The organism is Mucilaginibacter flavidus, assembly GCF_024055575.1.
In the GTDB taxonomy this organism is placed as follows: domain Bacteria; phylum Bacteroidota; class Bacteroidia; order Sphingobacteriales; family Sphingobacteriaceae; genus Mucilaginibacter; species Mucilaginibacter flavidus.
Genome location: NZ_JAMXOE010000001.1, coordinates 718,006 through 742,321, shown reverse-complemented (window position 1 = coordinate 742,321; position 24,316 = coordinate 718,006). Strand labels below are relative to the sequence as shown.

Here is a 24,316-nt window from a genome sequence, read left to right as displayed (position 1 = left end):
ATAGTATCAGGGGTAAAGATAATAATATGATGCTTAAATATAATTTTATTGTAAATTTTTATTCCGTAAAATTATATTAATAATTTATTTTTTTAATTCAAAACGTGTTTTTTGAGCCCGTTATTGCCGAAATAGGGCATTATAGCCATTTATAAATCACAACCTGTGGTTGTTTGCCCTTTGAATTGTACGAGGGCTGGAAATTAAAATTGAGCATTACTCCAAACAACTCCAATATCCTCTACTCTGTCGCGATTAATTGGTTAAAGTATAAATATAGGTGATAATTCTGTATTAAAATTGGGTTGCCGCTGGTTATTTCTCTCTGCCGACCGGTAAAAACTGTTCGCCATGGTTCACAAAGCGTACGCTATCGAACGGTTTTTTCAATAATAAAAAATTTAAATATTTGATTGTCAATTAATTACAAATAGGGTATCAAATTTGGCATGGGTTAGTAAATTAAAAAATAAATAATTCATCAATAAAATATACAACAATGAAAACTATAATAACAACAGCAGCAATATTACTGGTAGCAGTATTTGGGCTAAGTAATTCCACCTACGCCGTAGCAGCAAAAGACTCACAGGCATATACCATATTAACCGAAGTAAGCAGTATTAACAAAATCGAAGTTCATGGTAACGTTGAGCTATATGTATCGGCAGGTTCAACCGACCAGGTAAAAGTTTACAACCAATACTATAAAGAAACAGCATTGGTTCAAAGCCAAAACGGCGCGCTTTGCATATCATCATATAAAACAGAAAAACTGGTGGTTTGGGTAACCGTAAGCGATCTGCGCAGCCTTGAAGTTTACGATAACGCATCAGTAAAATCATTCGGCAAATTTGCTGCAATTGATATCGACGTTAAGCTTTATGACAATGCAACGGCGAAACTGGATGTGGACGCTTTTCGCGCTGACATTACCCTTAACGGCAATGCAAGAGCAAACGTTGCCGGCAGTATTACCTATGCAGCACTTAAATACAACAAGGCGTCAATGCTAACTACTACAAACCTGGTGGCGGACAACATCATCAAAACAGATGTTGATGGCGTTAAAGACAGCTCAGCAGATTTTGTATCACTATAAATATAAACACCAATCCAACCGACCGGCTTTGCATATTTGCAGGCCGGTTTTTGTTTTATTAGCTTAGTGCAGTTTCGCTGTTATGGTTGTCGCCATTAGGCTGTTGTGCGTTTTCATGGAACTTACCGCCCCGGTATAAAATGCGCATTGCGCTTGGCAGTACTATCAGCAACATTGGCAATGCTACCACAAAGCCGCCAATAACAGCAATAGCTAATGGTTGGTGTAACTGCGCACCGGCGCCGATACCCAATGCCAATGGCATCAAGGCTATGATAGCGCCGATAGCCGTCATCAGCTTTGGCCTTAGCCGTGTTGATATGGCGTACACAATTGCTTCGTCAATACCGTTTTCAGTACCTTTTTCAATATTCTCAAGCGCACGCTGTTTAAACTGCAAAAAGGTGAATATGGCATTTTCGCCAATTATACCTACAATCATTATCAGCCCGGTATAGCTGCCAACATTTAGCGGGGTATTGGTAATAAATAATGCCAGTATACTGCCCGAAATGCCTAAGACAGCGACTATCAAAATTAAAACAGCAATACGGAATTGTTTAAACAGGAACAATATCACTGCAAATACCAGTAAGCTTGAGGTAATGAGTATAGTTAGCAACTCTTTAAATGATTGCTGCTGTTGGGCATAGTCGCCGCCATACTCGATGTGGTAGCCCTGCGGCAGACTTACTTTTTGGGTGATATTTTTTTGAATAGCAGGGATAACGCTGCCAAGGTCGGCGCCCTCCAAACGGGAACTTATAACACCTATGGACTGGAGGTTTTCGCGGTTAATCTCGGCATCGCCAGGTTTAAGCGTCACGTCGGCCAGTTCGCTAATAGGTATCAGTTTACCGCTTGGCACAAATACCGTTTGATTTTGTATACCCGTAACATTTAAACCGCGGTTGCCGGGGTAAACCATGCGTATGGGCGATAGCTGCTCGCGTTCGAGCAGATTGCCTATTATATTGCCCTCGAGTGCGGTTTGTAGCTGGAATTGTAGACTGGCGGCTGTAATATTATATTGTGCAAGTTTGCTGTAATGCGGGTCGATACTTACCGACGGGCCTGCAATTATTATCCCGTCCTTCACATCGGCAGTGCCTTTTACACTTTCAACAATGCCTGCCACTTGTTGGGACAACGCTTGCAATTTTTGCTGGTTATCGCCAAATATTTTTATCTCAATCGGGTCTATTGATGTCATCAGGTCGCCCAGCATATCGCCAATTACCTGGCCGAAATCAATATTCAAAGCAGGCTGATTTGCGGCTATCTTCTTTCGGAGTTCGCTGATAACCTCTTCGGTGCTTTTGTCGCGGTCTTTTTTTAGTTGGATAAGATAGTCGCCTTTATTGGGTTCGGTTATAAAGAAGCCCATTTCGGTACCTGTGCGGCGCGAGTAAGCCTTAACTTCAGGTTGTTTTACAATTATCTTTTCAACCTGGCGCAGCATGCGGTCGGTTTCGTCGAGCGAGGTGCCGGGTGGCGAGCGATAATCGAGCACAATACTGCCTTCATCCATCTCGGGCAAAAAGCCGGTTTCGAGAAGGGGCGGTATAAATACGATAGCCAGCACAGCGCCGGCAATTATTATAATGCTCACAAATGGCCGCAGTATAAACCATTTAACCCAACGTTGCTTTTTAACATGGTGTTCTTCTTCTTTTTTTGATACTGCAGTGCTGTTGGGCTTATGCCGGCTTAGCAATGTATAAATTACGGGCAGGCCTATCCAGGTAACAAAGAAGGAGCACACCAGGGTAATGATCATGGTATTGGTGAGCACATGAAAGTATGCGCCTGCAACCCCCGTCATCAGCAAAAAGGGCACAAATATTACAATCGTGCTTATTGAGGAACCCAGCATAGCCGGGAACAGGTAGTCGATAGCGGTTTTTATCAATTTTAATGGCCGTTCGCGCGGGTGCTCTTCGTGGGTACGGTGTATTTGCTCAACCACTACAATGGCGTCATCAATAATTAAGCCCAGCGCAGCAGCAATAGCACCCAACGTCATGATGTTAAATGTATAGCCAACGCCATAAATAACTGCAAGGCTTAGACAAAGTGTCACCGGGATGGTAATCAAAATAACAGCGCTTGCCTTTACTGAACGAAGGAAAATAACGGCAACAATTATAGCCAACAAAAGACCCACCCAAAGGCTGTCGCTCACGCTTTTTATCGAATCTTTTACAAAATCAGCCTGCTCGTAGTAAGGTTTTATTGTTACGTCCTTAGGCAAAATTTTCTGCAAATCAGCAACCTTGCCATCCATATCGGCCGATAACGAAACGAGGTTAGCGTCGGGTTGTTTAATGACGGCTATCAGCACGCCATCGTGCCCGTTGGCATTTATGCGGGTATATTCAATACTTTCCTGTATGGCAATATCGGCAAAGTCTTTCAGCCTTACTACGCGTTTGCGGTTATTGCTTATTACCAGGTTTTCAAGCTGGTCCTTTGCGTTGATTGTGGCATCGGTAACCGTCAGGTACATCCGTTTATAGTCCGACAAATAACCTTCGGATTTTACAAAGTTGGTGGTGCTAAGCGTAGTGCTGATAATATCAGGCGTTAAGCCAAGCGAGCTCATTTTTTGTTTGTTGAGCGTTAGCCAGTACTCTTTTGCTTTACCGCCAATTACCCGTATTTCGGATATACCATCAACCTGCGACAGGAACGGCTTTACGGTGTAAGTGGCCAGTTGCCGCAGCTCGATAGGCGAACGGTTATGGCTCTCGAGCGTGTAACCGCTTACCGGCAGTATGGAGGGGTTCATTTTCTGAACGGTGATACTTACATCCGCAGGCAGATCGTTTTTTACCTGGTCGATACCAGCCTGTATTTTTTGCAGGCTCATGTCAATATCGTTACTCCAATCCATATAAGCCGATATTTCGCAGCTGCCGCGGCTGGTGGTGCTGCGCACAGTTTGCAGGCCCGGCACCTGCTTTATAGCATTTTCGAGCGGCTTGGTAACCGTAACCATCATTTTGTTTACCGGTTGCAAGCCCTCCTCAGCTATTACTTTTATTTTAGGGAAGGTAATTTCGGGGAAAAGCGAGGTTTGCAGCTTTGAATACGCAAACAAACCACCCATAATTATGATGACCAATACCAGGCTTACCGGCTTTCTATGCATTAAAAACGAGTCCTTTATAGGGGTCATGGCTCAATGATTTTTACTTTGGCGGTATCCGGCAGGCCATAATTCCCGCTAACAACTATTTTATCCTGTTTGGTAAAGGCGGGCGATAAAATCTCAATCCTGTCGCCCGAATGAATACCCTCTTTAACCGGCACTTTTACCGCAGTGGTGGGGTTTATCAATTTCATTACCCAAAACTCGGTTTGGGTTTCATTTGCTAGTATGGCAGCTTTGGGCAGCGAAACGGTATTGGTTTTTGCCGATTTTACTATCCGCGCTTTGGCTATCAGGTTTTCAGGTATTTGCTGACTGGTGTTTACTTTTAATACCACGCCCTGTGTTTGGGCAACCGTATCAACTGTTGGCATAAACGAAGTTACTGCCGCACCTACTTTTGTTCCGCCCGGCAAGGTGAGGTCAACGTTCTGCCCCATTTTTACATATTGGCGCAGTTCATAAGGCAGCTGCATTAAAAACACAAAGCTGCTGCGGTCGCTTATTACTGCCAGCGCCTCGCCATCGGCTACGTAATCGCCTTTTTGATGGCTCAGTTGTGAAATATAGCCCGACTCCGAAGCCTTTATCTTATTTATCCCTGAAAATTTGAAAGTAGTATCGAGCACGTTTATACTGTTGCCAATGCTTTGGGCTTCCTTGGTTTTTATGGTGAAAAGTAATTGCCCTTTACTTACGTTTTGGCCCGGTTTAACATTAGATAGTTCGATATAACCGTTGGCATTTGCTTTTACATAGTTTTTTTGCAGAATGGTTGACGTAGCGCTAAGGTCGATGTAATCAACCAGCGTACTGTCATTAACAGTTGTTACGGTAACCGGTGTTTGCGATGCCACAGCTGCGTCTGCTTCTTCGGCAGGCTTATCCTTGCCTTTGCACGAAAAAAGCAATACCGCAATGCCCAAAACCAAATATTTAACGGCGAGTGTCTTCATTTTATCTGTTCCAGTAATTTAGCTGATTGATGAGTTGTAGTTTGTTGATATTAGTGGTAGCGCGCAGGTTTTTAACCGTAAAATAATTACTGATGGCCAGTATAAGGTCGGCAATGCGCAGATCGCCCGTTTGTAATAGTTTGGTGTCGACTTTAATTAGTCCCTCCGAATATTTAAGCTGCTCATCAATTTGCTGCAGCAGTGTTTCAGTATCTTTTATCTGCTGTTTTAATTGTGCAATTTGCTGGCGGTATTGGGCATCAAAAAATGCTTTATAGTTTTGCCGGGTTTCCTCCTCGAGCGATAGTTTTCTGTACTGCAATTTACGCTGGCCACCATCATAAAGCGGCAGGGTAAAACTAAAACCGGCGCTAACGCCAAAGTTTTTATAAGCCTGGCCCATAAAATCGCTGTTGTAGCCGCCATCGGCCAATATGCTGGCTTTGGGCTTGTAACTGAAATCAACCAGTTGACGGCTGTTTACCAGTTTAAGGCTATCCAGCCGGTATTGCCTAAAAAAGATACTGCTGCCCGCATCCGGCAACATGGCCCTTTCAATTTTGGGTTCCTGTAACTCAATTATGGTAGTATCGGCTACGCCGGCCAGGTAATTAAGTGTGCTAAAGTCGTTTTTATATTGCAAGCGCGATTGTAAAAGCGTTAGCTGCTGCTGTTTCAGCGTTACTAAAAAAGTGAGGTAATCGCTTTGGCGATAAACGTTGCTGCGGGTGAGTTTGCGCAGCAGCGTATCTTCCTGGTTAAGCAAGGTTACCACCTCCTGATTAAATTTTTGCTGCTGTAAACTGCCGTAGGCGGTAATGTATTGGGTAGTGATGGCCTTTTTTAAATCCTGTTCCGAAATTTTAGCAGTATTGCTAACCGACTGCGATAGCAGCGTAATAGCCTGCAACTGTGCATCCACATTTTTTTTACCGACGATGGTTTGATTAACCCCCATCAGCGCATTAAAAGTATGCTCGTTAGTGATGGCCGAAGCATAGCCATAACCGCCAACAGCCGGGGCGTATAAGCCGCCACTGTTTAAATTAACCTGTGGTTTTAAGCCGGCACGGAGGCGCAAGCTGTCAACCTGGTTCGAGGCTACCTGGTTGCGTAAGTCCTTCAACAGGGGACTATTACTCTTGGCGGTTTCTAAAAAATGGTCGAGCGTGTTGGTTTGCGCAAAGGCAGCGGCACAAACAAAAAGGCTTAAAATAATGCTGAAAAGCAATTTCATTAAGTAGTCAATAAGGGTATTCAGTTAGCTAAAATAGGATATAATTCTGAATTAATTTGGGACGGGTGGTTATGTTGGCTGTATTTATAACTTGTAATAACATTGATACCCAAAAGTTTGTTTTGTTGGTAATTAGTTAAAATATTACCTCAAAAACATGATAACCCTGGTCATAAAAGTACTCCAGCTTAAACCCAAAACTCTCGCATATCTGCCTGGAAATTGTTAACCCCAGCCCGCTACCTTCAGAGTGCGACGACTTATGAAAACGGGTAAATATTTTTTCGCCGGCAAGTGGCTCCGCATCTCCCGTATTTTGAATGATCAACCCTTCATTATCCAAACTGATGATAATTTCGCCACCGATGTAATTGTGCCTTATTGCATTGCTGATGAGATTACTTAACAATATTTCGGTAAGGTAACGGTTGGCGTAAATCTCTTTATTGTTAAGGTTGCAGGTTACTTTTAGTTCTTTGTCGCTAAAAATCTCTTCAAACTGGCTGGTCATTTCCTCTACCAAATCAAGCAGGTTCAAGTGCTGCCTGTCATGCATTAGTTTGTTTTCAATTTTTACCAACAGCAGCAGCGATTGATTCAACCTCGTTAATCTTGATGCGGCGGTGTACAAATCGTTCAGCAGCTTGCTTTGCTGGTCGCTAAAATTTTCGGTTTGTATCAGGGTATCCAGCTTTGAGTTAATAACGGCAATGGGCGTCAGTAACTCGTGCGATGCATTTTCAGTAAATGCTTTCAGGTCGTCATAGTCGTGCTTTGCCCGCCCGGCCATATCAACCACGGCTTTGTTAAGTTCGTTAAACTCATCTATCGTTGTATTTACCTGTGGAATTTCGTGTTTATCGGCAATGCTGAACAACCGCAACTCGCCCATAATATTATAAAAAGGCTGCCAAAGGCGGTTTAATATCAGCCTGTTGGTTAAAAATAAAACCACCAGCAGTAACAATATAACTCCTATAGTAATGGTGAATATTAACTGGATTAAGTCCTCCGTTTCAACCTTCGATACGATAATTTGTATTCTAAAGTATTTATTACCTACAGTCACCGAGCTTATCAATCCACGGCCTGCCTCGTATTCGCCCTGCCGTCTGTGCCGGTGGCGTCCCTCAAATTGTTTATAATACTCGGTGTTAATGAATTCCCGTTTTACGGAGCCCGGGCTGGCAGGTGTGAATGTTATTTGCAGGTCGTTTGATTCAAAAGTTTGGGGTAACTCGTGATTAAGCTTTACGTAGTCGAAGATTTCACGCTCCTCAACCACTAAATCCTTGTCTTTTATCCCGGTTAAAATATAACTTATGGCCTGGTAATAGATAAAGCCGGTTATCAGCATTACAATTATGGTGGTAATAAGGTTTACCCGGTTGTATTTGGTTAACAGCTTCATTTATCGGTGAACTTATAACCCATGCCATAGGCAGCCTGTATATAATCTGTACAACCGGCTTCCATTAATTTTTTGCGAATGTTTTTTATGTGCGAGTAAATAAAATCGAAGTTGTTGGCCATATCAATACCATCGCCCCATAAATGCTCGGCAATAGCATTCTTTGATACTACTTTGCCTTTGTTGGCTATAAAATAAAGCAGCAATGCAAACTCTTTACGGGTGAATTTTAGTGGCGTGTTATCAATCTTAACCTCTTTGGCCTGCAGGTCGATGGTGATTTCGTTAAACACCAGTAAATTGCTGCCATTGTAGCTTTTTCGCCTGATAATGGCTGTTACCCTCGCCTTCAGTTCAGATAAATGAAAGGGTTTTACCAGGTAATCATCAGCCCCAATGTTTAATCCTTCCAGCCGGTCATCCAGCGAATTTTTGGCTGAAATGATAAGCACCCCATCCGGGTGGTTGTTATCTTTTAAACTCTTAAGTATCTCCAGTCCGTTGCCGCCGGGCAGGGTAATATCCAGCAGGATACAGTCGTAGCGGTACATATTTACCTTTGCCAGCGCACTTTGATAGGTCGCCGCGGTTTCGCAAATATTGCCTGCTTCGGTAAAATATTCTTCGATACTTTCGCGCAGGCCTTCCTCGTCTTCAACAATCAGTATTTTCAAAACCTAATTTTTCTGATAAAGATAACCGCTGATTTTGGATGATTTCTGTTTTATTTTGATTTCACCGATTTTAACACGATTAAAGGATTTGGCAGGATTTACAGGATTTTTATTAACTCTATGTAGGTTGGCTTTTGGTATTAATCGTGTAATCTTTTAAATCATTAAATCGTGTTCTGTTTGTTGTCCCAATTTTACACAGGTTTATTATTTAATTTTAATCCTGTTAATCATTCATATCATTAAATCGTGTTTTATGTGGTGGATATACGCTTTACTCTCGGCCCTGTTTGCGGCCTTAACTGCAATTTTTGCAAAAGTTGGTATAAAAGGGGTTGATACCGATTTGGCTACTGCAATACGGACTGTAGTGATATTATTAATTGCCTGGGCCATTGTGTTTTTTAAGGGGGGCGTGGGGTCTATCGGCAGCCTCAACAAACTTAACTGGACTTTCCTGGCATTGTCCGGCTGTGCCACCGGCCTATCTTGGATATGCTATTTTAAGGCGTTACAAGTGGGCAAAGTATCACAGGTTGCTCCTATTGATAAGTTAAGCGTGGCGCTTGCAATTATTTTGGCGGTTGTATTTTTAAAAGAATCGTTGAGCATAGCACAGGCGGTGGGGGCACTGATGATAATTGGGGGTAGCGTGGTGTTAATTTTTGCCTGATGAATCCCCGCGTTAAATAATTGTTAACCCTGTTTTTAAACTCCAGTTTTAATCCAAAGTCGTGCCGCAGCTTTGCAGCTATAAATTGTTGGAAACAAACCGGATGAAAACGTACTGGATATTTTTACTGCTGATAATAACTTCTTTAAATCTTAAGGCTCAAAATAATAATCAAAACAATACCGGTAAAATTGCCGGAAAGGTAATTGATGCTGTTACAAAAGTAGCAGTAGATTATGCCACCATTGGTATATACAAACAAGGCAGCACGTCGCCATTTAACGGCGCCAGCACCGACCCTAAAGGCAATTTTAAAATTGATAATATCCCGGCCGGTGAATACACTTTAAAAGTTGATTTTTTAGGTTATAAACAGCTTGCTGTTGAACATTTGGTTATCAGCGCTACGGCTAAAAATTTGTCGGTTGGCAGCTTGTCTTTGTCCCCAGTGCAAAATGAGTTAAAGGGAGTTACCGTGACAGCAAATGCGCCTACTGTAGAAAACAAAATTGATAAGCTTGTTTACAGCCCCGGCAACGACTTAACAGCGCAGGGCGGTGTAGCTATTGATGTGTTGAAGAAAGTACCGATGGTTACGGTTGATATTGACGGCAATGTGGAACTGATGGGCAACGCCAACATCCGGTTTTTAATTAATGGCAAACCATCAAGCATTTTTGGCGCCAGCTTAACCGATGCACTACAAGCTATCCCGGCCAGCCAGATTAAAAGCATTGAAGTAATTACCAGCCCCGGTGCAAAATATGACGCGGCAGGTACCGGGGGCATCATCAACATAATTTTGAAGGATAGTAAGGTACAAGGCATTAACGGAAGCGTAAACCTGTCAGCAGGTACGCGGCTCGAAAATGGCTCGTTTAACCTGAGTGCGCGAAAAGGTAACTTTGGTGTAAACGCATTTTTTAGCGGTAACGAGCAATTGAACAGCACAGCTATCAGTACAAATAACCGCACATCGTACAACGGCGCGAGGGATACCGTAACCAGTTTATCGCAAAAGGGCAGCAATGCATTTAAAAGAAGCGGCTACCAGTCAGGCATCAGTTTTAACTGGAGCATCAGCCCTAAGGATGAATTGACAACATCCATAAACTTTAACCATTTTGGCAACAATGGGCATGGAATTACCAACCAGGACCAAAACACGCTTGCTGCTTTAACCGGTCAAAATATCGATACGTTAAGCCTCAGTAATTCAGGCAGCCGCTTTAGTGCCAATTCAAAAGACTGGAGCCTGGCCTATAAAAAAACCTTTGCTAAAGAAGGCCAGGAGTTAAATATATTATACAACGCCAGCTACGGGAGCAACGTAAATGATTATACGCTGCGGCAGGATTATTTAGCGCCGGTTGTCCCGTCGACGGGTTCAACAAGCAATAATCCCGGCAAGGATAAAGAGACAGATATATCGGTAGATTATTCGCAGCCAATAGCAAAAGATTTTAATATTGAAACAGGTGCCAAAACTGTTATCGAAAACTTAAACAATAGTATAGTTAGCCAAACACTAAACAATGGTGCTTACATTCCAAACCCATTTCAAACCTATGGGTTTACTTATAAGCGCACCATTTTTGCCTACTATGTTTCAGCATCGTTTTCGCTGTTTAATTTTGTTGACGGCAAGGCAGGTTTAAGGTACGAGCACACCAGCTCAACTTCCGATTTTCCGAATACCATTATCCCGTCATACGGCATTTTTGCGCCATCGTTTGTGTTAACACACAAGTTGAGCAAAACACAATCGATAAAGTTTAGCTATAGCTACCGGTTGGAACGCCCCGAATACCGCGACCTGAACCCGTTTTACAATATCAGCGACCCGCACAACATCAGCACCGGCAACCCGAATTTGAAACCGGAACTTGGACATAATTTTGAACTGGGCTACAATAAATCATTCGATAAGGGTGCGAACGTATATGTCGCTGCGTTTTACAGGTATAATACCAACGATATACAATCGTTTACTACGTTTTACCCTTCAATAACAATTGGCGACTCTACTTATAACAATGTCTCTCTCGACCAGCGTTATAATATCGGACGCGAGAATAATATGGGCATTAACCTGTACGGTTCGTTACCTGTAACCGGCAAGTTAAGCCTGCGCTCCAACATGTTTTTTGCCGACAGGGTTACCACCAACCCGGGCAGCCCTTCGGTTAGTGGTTTTATGTACCGCATTAACCTTAACGGCAACTACCAGTTTGCTGATGATTTTGCAGCCGAGTTTTTTGTAAACTACCGTTCATCGCAAAAAACCATACAGGGCTCAAGGCCGGCATTTGCATTTTACAATTTAGCCGTTCGTAAGCAGTTTATGAATAAAAAAGCAAGTATCGGATTAACTGCCGCCAATCCGTTTAGCCAGTATGTAAACCTGCAATCAAGTACGTTCGGTTCTAATTTTAATCAATCAAGCAGCAGGTTGGTGCCTTTTCGGTCGTTTGGTATTAGTCTGAGTTATAAATTCGGCAAGCTGGAGTTTAAAAAGGATAAGGAGCGCGACGATAATAGCCCGCCGATGCCCCAGGATAACGCCGGACAGTAGATAATATTAATAAATTGTTAAAAAAGCGTTGATTTTGAGGGTGATACAAAATTAATTACCAATTTTTTTTACAATTTTGATAAAAAATTTGGGTTACTTAAATAAATCTAATATCTTGTCCTCGTAAAATGAGGAACAAATTAACCACCCTAATTCTCCTTCTATGCATGGTCGCTGTGTTGCCATGTGCTGCACGCGCGAAAAAACCAGCAAAATCAAAAAAATCGCATAAAACTTCAAGTCGTCACCATAAAAAATCGGAAGAGGAATTGGTAGTTCACCATACTTACGACCAGGCTTTTGGCACTGATTCTGTTTCGGCAGATAAATTAATAAACTTTGCTCAAAACCTGATAGGTACCCGTTACCGCTCTGCAACATCCAACCCACAAGTAGGTTTTGATTGCTCCGGATTTGTAAGCTACGTATTTAAAAATTTCAATTTTAATGTGCCCCGCTCGTCAGGTGAATTTATTGACGTGGGCGAAAAAGTTACTTATGACGACGCCAGGCCCGGCGACATCGTCATATTCACAAGCCCTACCAACAGTCACCGTATTGGCCATGTTGGCATTGTATACAGCAACAACGACGGCGAATTTAAATTTATCCACTCCACATCGGGTAAAGAGCACGGCGTTACCATTACAACGATGGACGATACCTACAAAATGCGTTTTGTACAGGTGGTGCGTTTGCTTAAACGCAATGACGTAATGCTGGCCAGCCAGTAAAATCTCCAATTTATTTTATCATTTGCCCTTGGGCACAGGCCTTCGACCTGTGCTGATGAATTGCGCTCCGTTGGGGCTTTTATTTTTCTACTAAGTTTATAGTTCCGGTCCTGCCAAAATAGAAATATGATTGATCTTTTGTACAAACCCAGCCCCAACGGGGCGGCATCCGTCAGCGCAGGTCGAAGGCCTGCGCTAAATATGGTTTCAACGCACCCTGCGCGGTTTCAATATTTTAGCGTGAATTTTACAGGATTTATACAGAATGTTTAGTTAACTACGCATATGAAATTACTATTAAAAGCATTCGGCATAGCGCTAACGGGTTTGGCCTTAGCCGCCCCTTCACTATTATTTGCCCAAAAAACAGGCTTTAAAGTGTTAACCACCTTCCCCATAAAAAGTAGTGGCGGCTGGGATTATATTACTGTTGATGGCGCGAGCAAGCGTATTTATGTATCGCACGGAATGCAGGTAAATATTTTGGATGTTGCCACCGGCGATTCGGTTAGCGTAATCCCCGATACCAAAGGCGTGCACGGCATAGCCCTGGCTCCTGAATTTAATAAAGGCTACACCAGCAATGGCCGGGCAAACAGCATTACTGTTTTTAACCTTAAAACTAACGATGTTTTAAAACAGGTTGCTGCAGGCACCAACCCGGATGCTATTTTTTATGACGAATTTTCAAAGAAGGTTTATGCGTTTAATGGCCGCAGTAAAGATGCAACAGTAGTTGATGCTGCTACCGATATGGTTGTTGCCACTATACCTTTAGGCGGAAAACCCGAAACCGGCGTATCTGACGGGAAAGGAAAAGTGTTTGTTAATATTGAAGATACCAACGAGGAAGTTGAAATAGACGCCAAAACAAACCAGGTATTAAACCGCTGGAAACTTGATGGCGGCGAAGAACCATCAGGCCTTGCTATCGACACTAAAACCAACCGTTTGTTTATAGGCTGCGGCGGTAACAAAACCATGGTTGTAATGGATGCCGGCAACGGCCACATATTTGGCAAATATCCAATTGGCGGCTGCGATGGTGTAGCTTTCGACCCAACTCTGAAGCTGGCTTATGCCTCTAATGGCGAAGGCACAATTTCAGTAATACGCGAGCTGAGCGCCGATAAGTTTGAGTTTGTAGAAAACATAACAACCGAACCTAGTGCGCGGACAATAGGGATTGATGTGTTAACCCACAAATTATACCTGCCAGCAGGCAAATCAAAACCGGTTGCACCAACGGCCGACAATGCCCACCCAAGGCCGCAACAAATACCGGGCACCTTTCATGTTATTGTAGTAGGGAAGTAATATACAATAAGGCTCCGTATCTCTCTGTGTCTTCTTGTGTAACCCGCGGTTGTTTTTACCCCGGAGGTTGCGGAGAAGGCACAGGGAGCACGGAGTTTGTTTTTTAGCAGTACTGTTAAGTCAAAAGTCTTAAGTCGCAAGTCTTAAGTCAAATTTAGTCTTTTTCTGACTTGGGACTCAAGACTTTCGACTCAAGACTAAGCGTCAATTCGCGATTGACACGACACCACCTTAATATTTACATATCTTGTTCCCTGCAAAACTTGTATTTTAGCGCTGCTAAATATTTAAGTGAACCACCAGGCTACCAACATAAAAACACCCGCGCAATTAAGGATAGCCTGTGCCATATTCTATTTTATTTCGGGGTTTGGGTATTCCACCTGGGCATCGCGCATACCATCAATTAAACACGCACTTAATTTAAACGAAGCGCAACTTGGTTCTGTGCTGTTTGCTATGCCTATAGGGCTTATGCTAACCATGCCGGTAACCAACCGCCTGCTTAGTCATTACAGCGCTCGTGCAGTAATGCTTTTTGGCTCCGTATTTTTATGTCTGATAATAGTTGTTATCGGCTACACAAATGCTGTTTGGCAATTGGTTGCTATGCTGTTTTGTTTCGGCTCAGCGCGTAATTTAATGACGCTTTCCATAAATACCCAGGGTGTAGCCGTGCAGGCATTGTATAGCAAATCAATAATGGCAACTTTTCACGGCATCTGGAGCCTGGCGGGTTTTGCCGGGGCGGGAGTGGGTTACCTGGTGATATATTATGGCATTGGCCTGCAGTACCATTTTTTGTTTGCGGGTATCGCCCTTTTTGTGCTTACGGTTTATTTTATCAATAACACGCTCGATCAAAAGCCAATCCCTCAAAGCCGCAAGCCTGTATTTTCATTGCCCGATAAATACTTGATCAAGTTCTCCTTAATTTGTTTCGCCAGTATGGCCTGCGAAAATGCCATGTATGACTGGAGCGCCATCTACTTTCAAAAAGCCGTGCACGCCGAAAAAGCCACCGCAACAGCAGCCTTTGTATTCTACATGGTTGCCATGACAGCCGGGCGGTTTGTAGGCGACAAACTGGTTACCCGCCTGGGTATAAAAACCGTACTTAAATTTAGCGGCATATTTATCTTCTCGGGTTTGATGCTTGCCGTGGTACTGCCGTACACTGTTACTGTAATGGTAGGGTTTGTGCTTACGGGCCTTGGCGTATCATGCGTCGTCCCCATGATTTTCAGCCTGGCAGGTAAATCAAAAAATATGAGCAGTTCATCCGCTTTGGCCTCCATATCAACTGTTGGGTATATCGGTTTTTTAATAGTGCCGCCCTTTGTGGGCTACATTGCCCATGCCTCAAGCATCCGCCTGTCATTCGGTATTATTGCTTTATTTGGGGTGATGATAGTCTGGCTGGTGGCAAAACTAAGAACGGATGACAGTCATTCGGCTGATGAATGCGCAATCCTTCCTGAAAATTAGTTCAACTAAAATATAAGTTATCAATAATATTTGCGTTATCACAACTAATGCGCACCTTAAAAATAATTGCACGATTTTACCGCGGAATTTTCCTGGCCAATTTTTTTGTAACGATAGTTAGCGCCTATGCCATTGCTTTCCATCGCGACCAGGCTAATAAATTAATCGGAACTTTTTTTTGGGGCAAGATAGTAACCTTATGCCTGATGATTTACTTTGCTTTTGTAGCCAAAAAGAAAGAATTGTACTACTATCAAAATCTCGGCATATCGAAACAAAGGTTGGCCGTAACAGTCTGGCTGGTTGATTTTTCGCTTTGGTTGATATTAATAATTATTGCCTATCGGCGATGAAACAACCTAATCAACCCAATCTACCCCAATCAACTTAATCAACCATTCCACCATGATCCACACCCTCGAAGCAGACGGCATCCAGCTTGATTTCGGCATAAGGCACATCCTTACGGACGTTTACCTGAAATGCGAAACCGGCAAAATAACCGGTCTGCTGGGGCGCAACGGTCAGGGTAAAACCTGCCTGATGAATATTATACTGGGTACATTAAATTCATCAATTAATTCCATCAGGTTTGATGGCAACATTACCCGCAAAATTAATAAGAGACCCGATTTATTGCTTTATCTCCCCCAGTTTAATTTTATCCCCAAAGAATTGACCGTAAAAACGGTGCTGGAAGATTTTGGCCTTTCGGCAGATGATTTAAATCGTCGTTTCCCTGAATTTGAATCACGGCACGAGCTAAAAGTTAAGCAGCTGTCGGGTGGGCAATGGCGGACATTGGAGCTGTACGTTGTGGTAAAGACTCCTTCTCTATTTGCTATGCTCGATGAACCTTTTACGCACCTAAATCCTATCCAGATAGAAAACATTAAACAGTTTTTGCTGGAAGAAAAAGCAAATAAAGGTTTTTTAATAACCGACCATATGTACACGCACCTGCTTGACATTAGCGACAACGTTTACCTGCTTAAAGATGGCCGTACCCACGTTGCCAACTCCGTTGATGATCTGGAAGAACTGGGATACATACGGCTTGGCTATTGAACTTACAATAATTGATAGTTTACGCCTATAGTAAATAATTAAACATTGGCAACTTAGTATCTTTACTAAGCGTAATTTAATTACAAATTAAAACGTTTGATTTATTAGCCTATTTGGAATAAATTTGGTTATGGCCAAAACCTTGCTATTGCTATTTTTTTTACTTCCTGCCGTAATATTTGGCCAGGTAACCGTAACGGGCAAGGTTGTAAACCATGCCGACGGCAAGCCTGTTGCCAACGCCACGGTGTTTTTAAACAACACAACTACAGGCACCAAAACTACTGCCACCGGTATATTCAGCCTTAAAAATGCGAAAGCGGGCAAATATGATTTAGTAGTTTCGGCTCCCGGCTTTGATGCCTATAAACAAACAATAAATGCTGAAAATGGCAATCAGAATATCGCTGCAATTAGCTTATCGGCCAAAGTGAAAAAGGTTACCACGCTAACCGAAGCCGAAAAAAATAATTACGGCCGCTACCTGGGTTTGTTTAAAGATGAATTTTTAGGGACGTCGGCATTGGCTAAGGAATCAAAAATAACCAACCCCGAAGTACTTGATTTAAAGTACGACGAAAAAACAAGCACGCTGACGGCGTCGGCTGATGGGTTGTTGCTGATTACCAACGCAGCGCTCGGTTATAACATAAAATATCTTTTAAAAGATTTTACGCTGAACAACGGGGAAGAAAAAACAAGTGTGTTTTCGGGCTGTGCTTTTTTCGAAAAAATTAAGGGGACAGCAAAGCAGGAGCAGGAATGGCAAAACCGGAGAGAGGAAGCCTATGAAGGTTCGTTGCCACATTTTTTACGCTCGGTTATTGCCGACAACCTGGACCAGCAGGGTTTTAAGGCCCAGCGCCTCCCGTCAAATGCCGAAAGGCCTGCAGACAGCGTAATTAATGCAAAGCTGAAGAAATTTATTGCATTAAGCAGTGATAAAGCTTCACGCGACTCGCTAAACTATTGGGTTAAAAAAAAGAACCTGCCTAAAACCCCCGGCGGCCTGCTGCCAACCCCGCTTGCAAAAACCTATTTAATAACAGGGGCCGACAATAGTGCCTTGTATACCTTAAGCGGCAAAAGCGGCGAAATTTATGTGGCTTACAGCAAGTATCACGCGTTTGCCAACATACCCTTAAACAAGTTAGCTGCCTATGACAATACAGGTAACACCCTGTTGCACTTTAACGGTCCGGCTGTTTTTTTTGATAAAAACGGGATAATCACAAATTCAGAAAGCATAACAATGGAAGGTGCCTGGCTGCGCAAGCGCCTTGCCGATAACTTGCCAACCGATTATCAGCCACAGCAAAGCGAGGCAATTACGCCCGACAGCTTATTGGTTAAAAACTTAAACCAAAAAATAACTGCCTATACAGGCGGCCATATTGAAAAAGCCTACCTGCATTTTGATAAGCCCTACTACGCAACAGGCGACACCATCTACTTTAAAGCCTACGTTACCGATGGTGCCAAACACGAACTATCAACCTGGAGCGAAGTGTTGAACGCCGATCTGATAAACAGCGATAATAAAATAGCGCGGTCGGTTAAATTACAATTAACCAATGGCCTGGGGTGGGGTACTTTCGTATTGGCTGATACGCTATCGGGCGGTAACTACCACATAAGAGCTTACACCAATTGGATGCGCAATGCCGGGAACGATTATTTTTTCGACCAGGCAATAACTATCGGCAGCGCATCTGGTACAAAAGTTCCTGAAGGAGGGAGTGTTGCCGCTAAATCAAAATTGGTCCCGGTTGTTGCGCTCAATAAATCTGATGTACAGTTTTTACCCGAGAGCGGCAATATGCTGGCAGGCGTTAAAACCCAAATAGCGGTTAAAACCATATCGCCCGATGGGTTCGGCACGGAAATAAAAGGCATTATTACCGATAGCGAAAACAAACCGGCGGGCACGTTTGCAACCACTCACCTGGGTATGGGTGTGTTTGAGTTTATACCTGTCGCAGGTAAAACCTATAAGGCCGGCATAACATTCGCCGATGGTTCATCAACCATAACAGAGCTACCAAAAGTAAATGACAACGGCTATCAGCTCAATATAGATAACGCCAACGCAGGCATCATCAAAATAAATGTGATAGGCGGTAAACAAAACGCGTTGGATAAATTAACGCTTGTGGGGCAGTCGGGTGGGGTTGTTTATTTTTCGGCAAAAAATGCCGATGCCGGCAAGTTTAGTATCGCCGTATCCAAAAAGGAATTTCCGACCGGTGTAGTGCAGTTTACCTTGTTTGATGCAAACGGGCAGCCATTAAACGAGCGGCTGGTGTTTGTAAATAATAACGACCAGTTGAACCTTAATGTATCAACCGGGCAAACGGCTTATGCAGCCAGGCATAAGGTGCAGGTAACTATCCAGGCCAAAAACAAGCTGAACCAGCCCGCTATTGGTAACTTTTCGGTAGCAGTTACTGACGAATCCAAGGTGCCGATTGATGAGTCAAATGAAAATACCATATTGTCAAAACTGCTGCTTACATCCGAATTGAAAGGTTATATCGAGCAACCCAACTACTATTTTACCAACGTTACCGACAAAACCGGGGCCGACCTTGATGCACTGATGCTAACCCAGGGCTATCACCGTTTTGAATGGAAACAGGTGCTGGATAACACGCCGCACCAGGTAACTTATCAGCCCGAAAAAGCGCTTGAAATTGCAGGTTTGGTTAAAAAAGGCAGTAAACCACTCGCGAACCAAAAAGTAACCTTGTTTGCCAAAAGCGCAACCAATTTTTTTAAGGATACAGTTACCGATGCTAACGGCCGGTTTATTTTTAAAAACCTGGTATTTGGGGACAGTACCAAATTTGTTGTGCAGGCAAAAACAGCAAAGGGACAGGATAACGTGGTGCTAACCGTGGATACACCCTCAACTCCTGCAATATTGCGTTTGCTGCCTGCCTGGAATACCGCGGCAGGAGGTAAGGCAGGTAATGGCTTTTATGAGATCGACATGTCCGCCTATATACAAAACAGCAAACAGTTTAATATGGAGCAGCAGAAATACGGCATCAATAAACACCCGCTGTTGCTAAAGGGAGTTACTGTAAAGGATAAAAAAGGCCCCGACCAATTTGAACACTCGCAGAATTTTAACGGCAAAGGCAGCGCCGACCAGGTTGTAACAGCCAAAGACCTCGAAACTCTGGCATGCGGCAGGTTAACAGAATGTTTAAGGGCTAAACTCAACAATATAGTTTTTAAAAACGGGTACATGTATGTGAGGAAACTTAGCGGACTCGACGCTTTAAGCGGCGACGAATTTAAGGACCCGATGAAGGTAATAATTGATGGTACCATGCAGGAAGCTTCAGCCGACCTGCTGGATAATGTAAGCACTGGCGATGTTGAAAGCGTAGAGGTATTGGACAATATACATTCCACCGCAATTTATGGTGCGCAAGGCTCGGCAGGGCTGCTGATTATTACACTTAAACAGGGACGCAAAGCAAACAACTATTATCGTTATTCGCCGGGTGTGGTAACTTATATGCCAAAGGGATTTTATTTAGCAAAGGAGTTTTACTCGCCACAGTATGATAACCCGCAGACCAACCAAAAGATGGCCGACTTGCGCAGCACCATTTACTGGAACCCAACAGTGGTAACCGGGCAGGACGGCAAAGCCTCGTTCGAGTTTTTTAACGCAGATGGCAAGGGCACTTACCGGGTAGTTGTTGAAGGTATTGATGTGGAGGGGAACCTGGGGCGGCAGGTTTACCGGTATAAGGTGGACTAACACAAAATAGTTCTTGTAACAGGCAAAAAACTGTTGCTGTTCACAGTGGAACATAATGAACAGGGTGGAACAGTAAATAGTCAATACATTTCGGTGAAAAGTGTATTTCCTGGTCATTAGGGGGGTTTTTAACTTAAAAATCAGTATTAAAAACACAAAAAGTACTGACAAAACAGTGTCAGTTTTTCATCATTTTTAATGCCGAAATTTGCGGCGCACCGTACAGGCACGGGATATTGTCTGATTTCAGCTGCGCCCCCACCAATTTCGGTTACAGGCGTGGGTGGCAATTTATAGAAGCAGGTGTATATTTATAAAGTGGAGTAAATTATTGCTACTCAATTGCATTTGCTATTGCTTTTTCATTAACTTTAGGTAATGAAAACCTTTATCTTAACCATATCACTTTTTTTCATTTCATTAAGTTGCCTGGGGCAGTACACTATCAGTGGCCGGGTTATTAACCAGGCTGATACAAAGCCTGTTGCCGGCGCCAGCGTATTTTTAAGCAATACTACAACCGGCACTACAACTGCCGGCGACGGTACATTCCTGCTGCAGAATGTGCGCCCCGGTAAGTACGACCTGGTAGTTTCCATTGTTGGGTTTGAGGCGGAAAAGCAAACCGTAACCGTAGGCATAGCAGGTATTAAGTTTACCGATATTGTGCTATACCCCAAAACTATTGCGTTGAGCCAGGTAACGGTAAGGGCCGAAAAGAACGACCCCGAAAGGCAAAAGTATCTCGACAAATTTGCGAAGGAGTTTTTGGGCAACACCGACCTTGCCCGCGAATGCAAAATACTAAACCCCGAATTGCTCGACTTTCATTTTAACGCCGACAGTAACACACTATCGGCATCGTCGGTTGACTTTTTGCTGATTGAAAATAAAGCGCTTGGTTACAGGATAAAATATCTTTTGAACTATTTTATACTTGATAATTCGCACTTCGATACCAAAGCATTGAGCTATTACGGGTATATTTTATTTGAAAAAATGAGCGGTACGCCGGCGCAGGAAAAAGAATGGCAAAAACGCCGGAGCGAAGTTTACCAGGGCTCGCAAATGCATTTTTTGCGATCGGTTGTTAATAACAGGATTGAAGAGGAGGGCTTCAGGGTATTAAGGCTTCCCGTTAAGGCTGACTACGTGCCCGACAGCGTTTTTTATTTTGATAAGGTGCTTTCGAAAAATATAAAAGATGCCGACTCCCTGGTTACTGGTCCCGATGGACAAGGCTTGTACAACTTGTTTACCAGGCACGATATGCTTTATGTTAGTTACAATAAATACCATCATTTTAATAACAGCTCGTACGCTAAGTTGGGTAACCAGGGCAATACTATCGTAACTTTTAATTCGACGGGTGCAACCTTTGATAGCAATGGCACTATTATCGACCCTAAAAGCCTTACCTACGATGGCGCATGGGCCAGGAGCGGTGTGGCTGCCCTGTTGCCGGTTGATTATAGTGATGGGGTGGCAGCCACCATCAATACAAAGCAAATAAATACCATTATAAACAAACTAAAAGCCTTTGCCGATACCCAAAAAGTTGAGAAAGTTTACCTGCATTTTGATAAACCCTACTATGGGGCCGGTGATACTGTCTATTTTAAAGCCTACGTAACCTCGGGCGGGCAGCATCAGCTATCGGCACAGAGCGGCATATTGCATGTTGATTTGATAAATCCAACCAGTAAATTAGCAAAATCCATACAGCTAAAGTTAACCAATGGCCTGGCCTGGGGCGATTTTGCATTGCCCGACACCCTGAAAGGTGGTAAATACCGCATACGGGCTTATACTAGCCCAATGCGCAATGGAGGAGAAGACTCTTTTTTTGAGCAGGATATACTTATCGGTTCAATGGGGATTAAAGGCGTGCCGGAGGGTGGCAATACAGTGACCAAATCATCGGCTTTGAAAGCATCGGTAACCAAAAATGATATCCGGTTTTTACCCGAAGGCGGTAGCTTTATTGCAGGCAATTATTCGCGGATAGCGTTCAAAGCGGTTGCCCCTAATGGTTTTGGCGCTGAGGTAAAGGGAACGGTAACTGATGATGCAGGACAGGAAGTATGCACCTTTGCCTCCACGCATTTGGGCATGGGCGCTTTTAATATAGTGGCACGCGAAGGCGTTGCCTACAAGGCGAACGTAATTTTCGCCGACGGCTCGACCTCCATAGTCGACTTACCCAAAGCAGTAAACGCCGGATACACGCTAAGCTTAAACAATAGCAATGTTGACACCATACGGCTAAGGATAACCGCCGCCGGCGGCAGCAGTATGGATAAACTCAGTCTGCTGGCACAGGCCGGCGGGGTGGTTTATTACGCTGCTGAAAGTGTGCCCGGCCTTAAATTTTTTAGTGCGGTAATACCAAAAAACAGGTTCCCTACGGGTATTGTACAGTTTACCCTGTTCAACGCAAATGGCGAACCAATGAACGAACGCCTGGCCTTTGTGAATAATCCGGCAGATAGCCTTAAGCTGGCAATATCAGCAAAAAATACTTATACGCCTCGCCAGAAAGTTAATATTAGGCTTACTGCCGCAGGGGGCGATGATAAACCGGTAACCGGCAACTTTTCTGTGGCGGTAATTGACGAAACCAATGTACCGGTTGATGAGGACGCCGAAAACACTATCCTTTCAAACCTGCTGCTTACATCCGAATTGAGGGGCGCAGTTGAACAGCCCAATTACTATTTCAGAAATGTTAACGATAAAAAGCTTGCTGATTTGGATATGCTGATGCTTACACAGGGCTACCGCAGTTTTGAATGGAAAAAAATATTAGCCGGCACAAATACCCCGGTAAAATATCAACCTGAACAATCCTTACAGATATCGGGCACAGTAAAAAGAAACGGCAAAGCGGTACCCGGGGCCAAAGTAAAACTGTTTACCACAACAAACGGCGTATTTATGCTGGATACGCTGACCGACAAAAACGGTAAATTTATATTTCCGAACCTGGAGTTTGCCGACAATACAAAGTTTGTGGTACAGTCGCGGGTTGAAAAAGGACAGGACGAGGTAACGCTCGACCTGGACACGCCTTCATTTCCGGCCATCAGCGTAAAAAATGCCGGTATCAACAACGCGCCGTCTTTTAAAAATGCCGATACTGCCTATTACATGATCAACCAGCGCCGGTTTTACCAGGAGCAACTGAAGTACGGCATAAACAAAACTTCCATTTTGTTGAAAGAGGTAAAAGTTGAAGCCAAAAAAGACCCGGTTATACCGCATTCCGAAAACCTGAATGGTTCCGGCCAGGCCGACAAGGTGCTGACCGCTAAAGATATTGAACGGTTTATTTGCGGAAGGCTTAAGGATTGTTTACAAGGAGTTTTGAAGGGAATTATATTCACAAGGAATGGCACACCTACTTTCGATGGTATAACACCGGTCCCCATTTACATTGATGGCACTTTTGTTGAATCGGATGAATTTGATGCTTTACGCCCGGACGATATTGAAGGAATTGAGCAAGTTTATGGACCACATTACGGAGCAATTTACGGAGCCAGGATGGCCAATGGCGGATTAATAATAACAACCAAACGGGCGAAAAAAATAAATGAATATTACCGCTACGCACCCGGTGTAGTAACTTATAAACCTACAGGCTTTTACAAAGCCCGCGAGTTTTACTCACCGCAGTATGACAACCCAAAAACAAACCAGAAAATGCTCGATCTCCGCAGCACCATTTACTGGAACCCAACAGTGGTAACCGGGCAGGACGGCAAAGCCTCGTTCGAGTTTTTTAACGCAGATGGCAAGGGCACTTACCGGGTAGTTGTTGAAGGTATTGATGTGGAGGGGAACCTGGGGCGACAGGTTTACCGGTATAAGGTGGACTAACACAAAATAGTTCTTGTAACAGGCAAAAAACTGTTGCTGTTCACAGTGGAACATAATGAACAGGGTGGAACAGTAAATAGTCAATACATTTCGGTAAAAAGTGCATTTCCTGTTCATTAGGGCAGTTTTTAACTTAAAAATCAGTATTAAAAACACAAAAAGTACTGACAAAACACTGTCAGTATTTCATCATTTTTAATGCCTAAATTTGCGGCCCATCGAACAGGCACTGTATATTGTCTGATTTCAGCTGCCATGGATAGCAAT

At 43.4% G+C, this 24,316-nt stretch carries 15 protein-coding genes; 10 read left to right on the top strand and 5 right to left on the bottom strand.

Features of this window, described 5'->3' with window-relative positions:
• Positions 1-499 precede the first annotated feature (499 nt).
• Positions 500-1,102 carry a GIN domain-containing protein gene (locus tag NAF19_RS03275; RefSeq protein ID WP_252788326.1) on the top strand — a complete coding sequence of 201 codons (603 nt, stop codon included), beginning with the start codon at positions 500-502 and terminating at the stop codon, positions 1,100-1,102.
• Between the two features lie 58 nt (positions 1,103-1,160).
• Here NAF19_RS03275 and NAF19_RS03270 read toward each other — a convergent pair whose 3' ends face one another.
• The 5 genes from NAF19_RS03270 to NAF19_RS03250 form a co-directional block, all read right to left on the bottom strand.
• The gene (locus tag NAF19_RS03270) at positions 1,161-4,283 is read right to left on the bottom strand and encodes an efflux RND transporter permease subunit (protein WP_252788323.1); all 3,123 of its coding nucleotides are present in this window, start codon (positions 4,281-4,283) and stop codon (positions 1,161-1,163) included.
• Complete coding sequence (locus NAF19_RS03265; protein ID WP_252788322.1) at positions 4,280-5,212, bottom strand: efflux RND transporter periplasmic adaptor subunit; 933 nt, start codon at positions 5,210-5,212, stop codon at positions 4,280-4,282. The genes NAF19_RS03270 and NAF19_RS03265 overlap by 4 nt, the downstream gene beginning before the upstream one ends.
• A gap of 1 nt (position 5,213) precedes the next feature.
• Positions 5,214-6,449 carry a TolC family protein gene (locus NAF19_RS03260; protein ID WP_252788320.1) on the bottom strand — a complete coding sequence of 412 codons (1,236 nt, stop codon included), beginning with the start codon at positions 6,447-6,449 and terminating at the stop codon, positions 5,214-5,216.
• 136 nt (positions 6,450-6,585) lie between these two features.
• Complete coding sequence (locus NAF19_RS03255; protein ID WP_252788318.1) at positions 6,586-7,860, bottom strand: sensor histidine kinase; 1,275 nt, start codon at positions 7,858-7,860, stop codon at positions 6,586-6,588.
• On the bottom strand, positions 7,857-8,534 hold the full coding sequence (locus tag NAF19_RS03250; protein WP_252788317.1) for a response regulator transcription factor: 678 nt from the start codon (positions 8,532-8,534) through the stop codon (positions 7,857-7,859). Before NAF19_RS03250 ends, NAF19_RS03255 begins: the two co-directional genes overlap by 4 nt.
• Positions 8,535-8,790: 256 nt before the next feature.
• Here NAF19_RS03250 and NAF19_RS03245 point away from each other — a divergent pair, with 256 nt between their 5' ends.
• The 9 genes from NAF19_RS03245 to NAF19_RS03205 all read left to right on the top strand — a co-directional run bounded on the left by NAF19_RS03245 (position 8,791) and on the right by NAF19_RS03205 (position 24,049).
• Positions 8,791-9,207, top strand: a complete 417-nt coding sequence (locus tag NAF19_RS03245) for an EamA family transporter (protein ID WP_252788316.1) — start codon at positions 8,791-8,793, stop codon at positions 9,205-9,207.
• A gap of 103 nt (positions 9,208-9,310) precedes the next feature.
• Positions 9,311-11,782, top strand: coding sequence for a TonB-dependent receptor domain-containing protein (locus NAF19_RS03240; RefSeq protein WP_252788314.1), 2,472 nt, complete (start codon positions 9,311-9,313; stop codon positions 11,780-11,782).
• Positions 11,783-11,910: 128 nt separating this feature from the next.
• Positions 11,911-12,516, top strand: coding sequence for a C40 family peptidase (locus NAF19_RS03235; RefSeq protein WP_252788313.1), 606 nt, complete (start codon positions 11,911-11,913; stop codon positions 12,514-12,516).
• 285 nt (positions 12,517-12,801) lie between these two features.
• Entirely contained in the window at positions 12,802-13,833 is a 1,032-nt protein-coding gene (locus NAF19_RS03230) for a YncE family protein (RefSeq protein ID WP_252788311.1), read from the top strand.
• A gap of 291 nt (positions 13,834-14,124) precedes the next feature.
• Complete coding sequence (locus NAF19_RS03225; protein ID WP_252788310.1) at positions 14,125-15,321, top strand: MFS transporter; 1,197 nt, start codon at positions 14,125-14,127, stop codon at positions 15,319-15,321.
• Positions 15,322-15,368: 47 nt separating this feature from the next.
• Positions 15,369-15,674 (top strand): hypothetical protein, encoded by a 306-nt coding sequence (locus tag NAF19_RS03220; protein WP_252788309.1) that lies wholly within the window; start codon positions 15,369-15,371, stop codon positions 15,672-15,674.
• A 52-nt stretch (positions 15,675-15,726) separates the two neighbouring features.
• Positions 15,727-16,389, top strand: coding sequence for an ATP-binding cassette domain-containing protein (locus tag NAF19_RS03215; RefSeq protein ID WP_252788308.1), 663 nt, complete (start codon positions 15,727-15,729; stop codon positions 16,387-16,389).
• Positions 16,390-16,519: 130 nt separating this feature from the next.
• Positions 16,520-20,167: a carboxypeptidase regulatory-like domain-containing protein gene (locus NAF19_RS03210; protein ID WP_252788307.1), complete on the top strand. Its 3,648-nt coding sequence runs from the start codon at positions 16,520-16,522 to the stop codon at positions 20,165-20,167.
• 378 nt (positions 20,168-20,545) lie between these two features.
• Complete coding sequence (locus NAF19_RS03205) at positions 20,546-24,049, top strand: carboxypeptidase-like regulatory domain-containing protein (RefSeq protein ID WP_252788306.1); 3,504 nt, start codon at positions 20,546-20,548, stop codon at positions 24,047-24,049.
• The last annotated feature ends 267 nt before the right edge of the window (positions 24,050-24,316 follow it).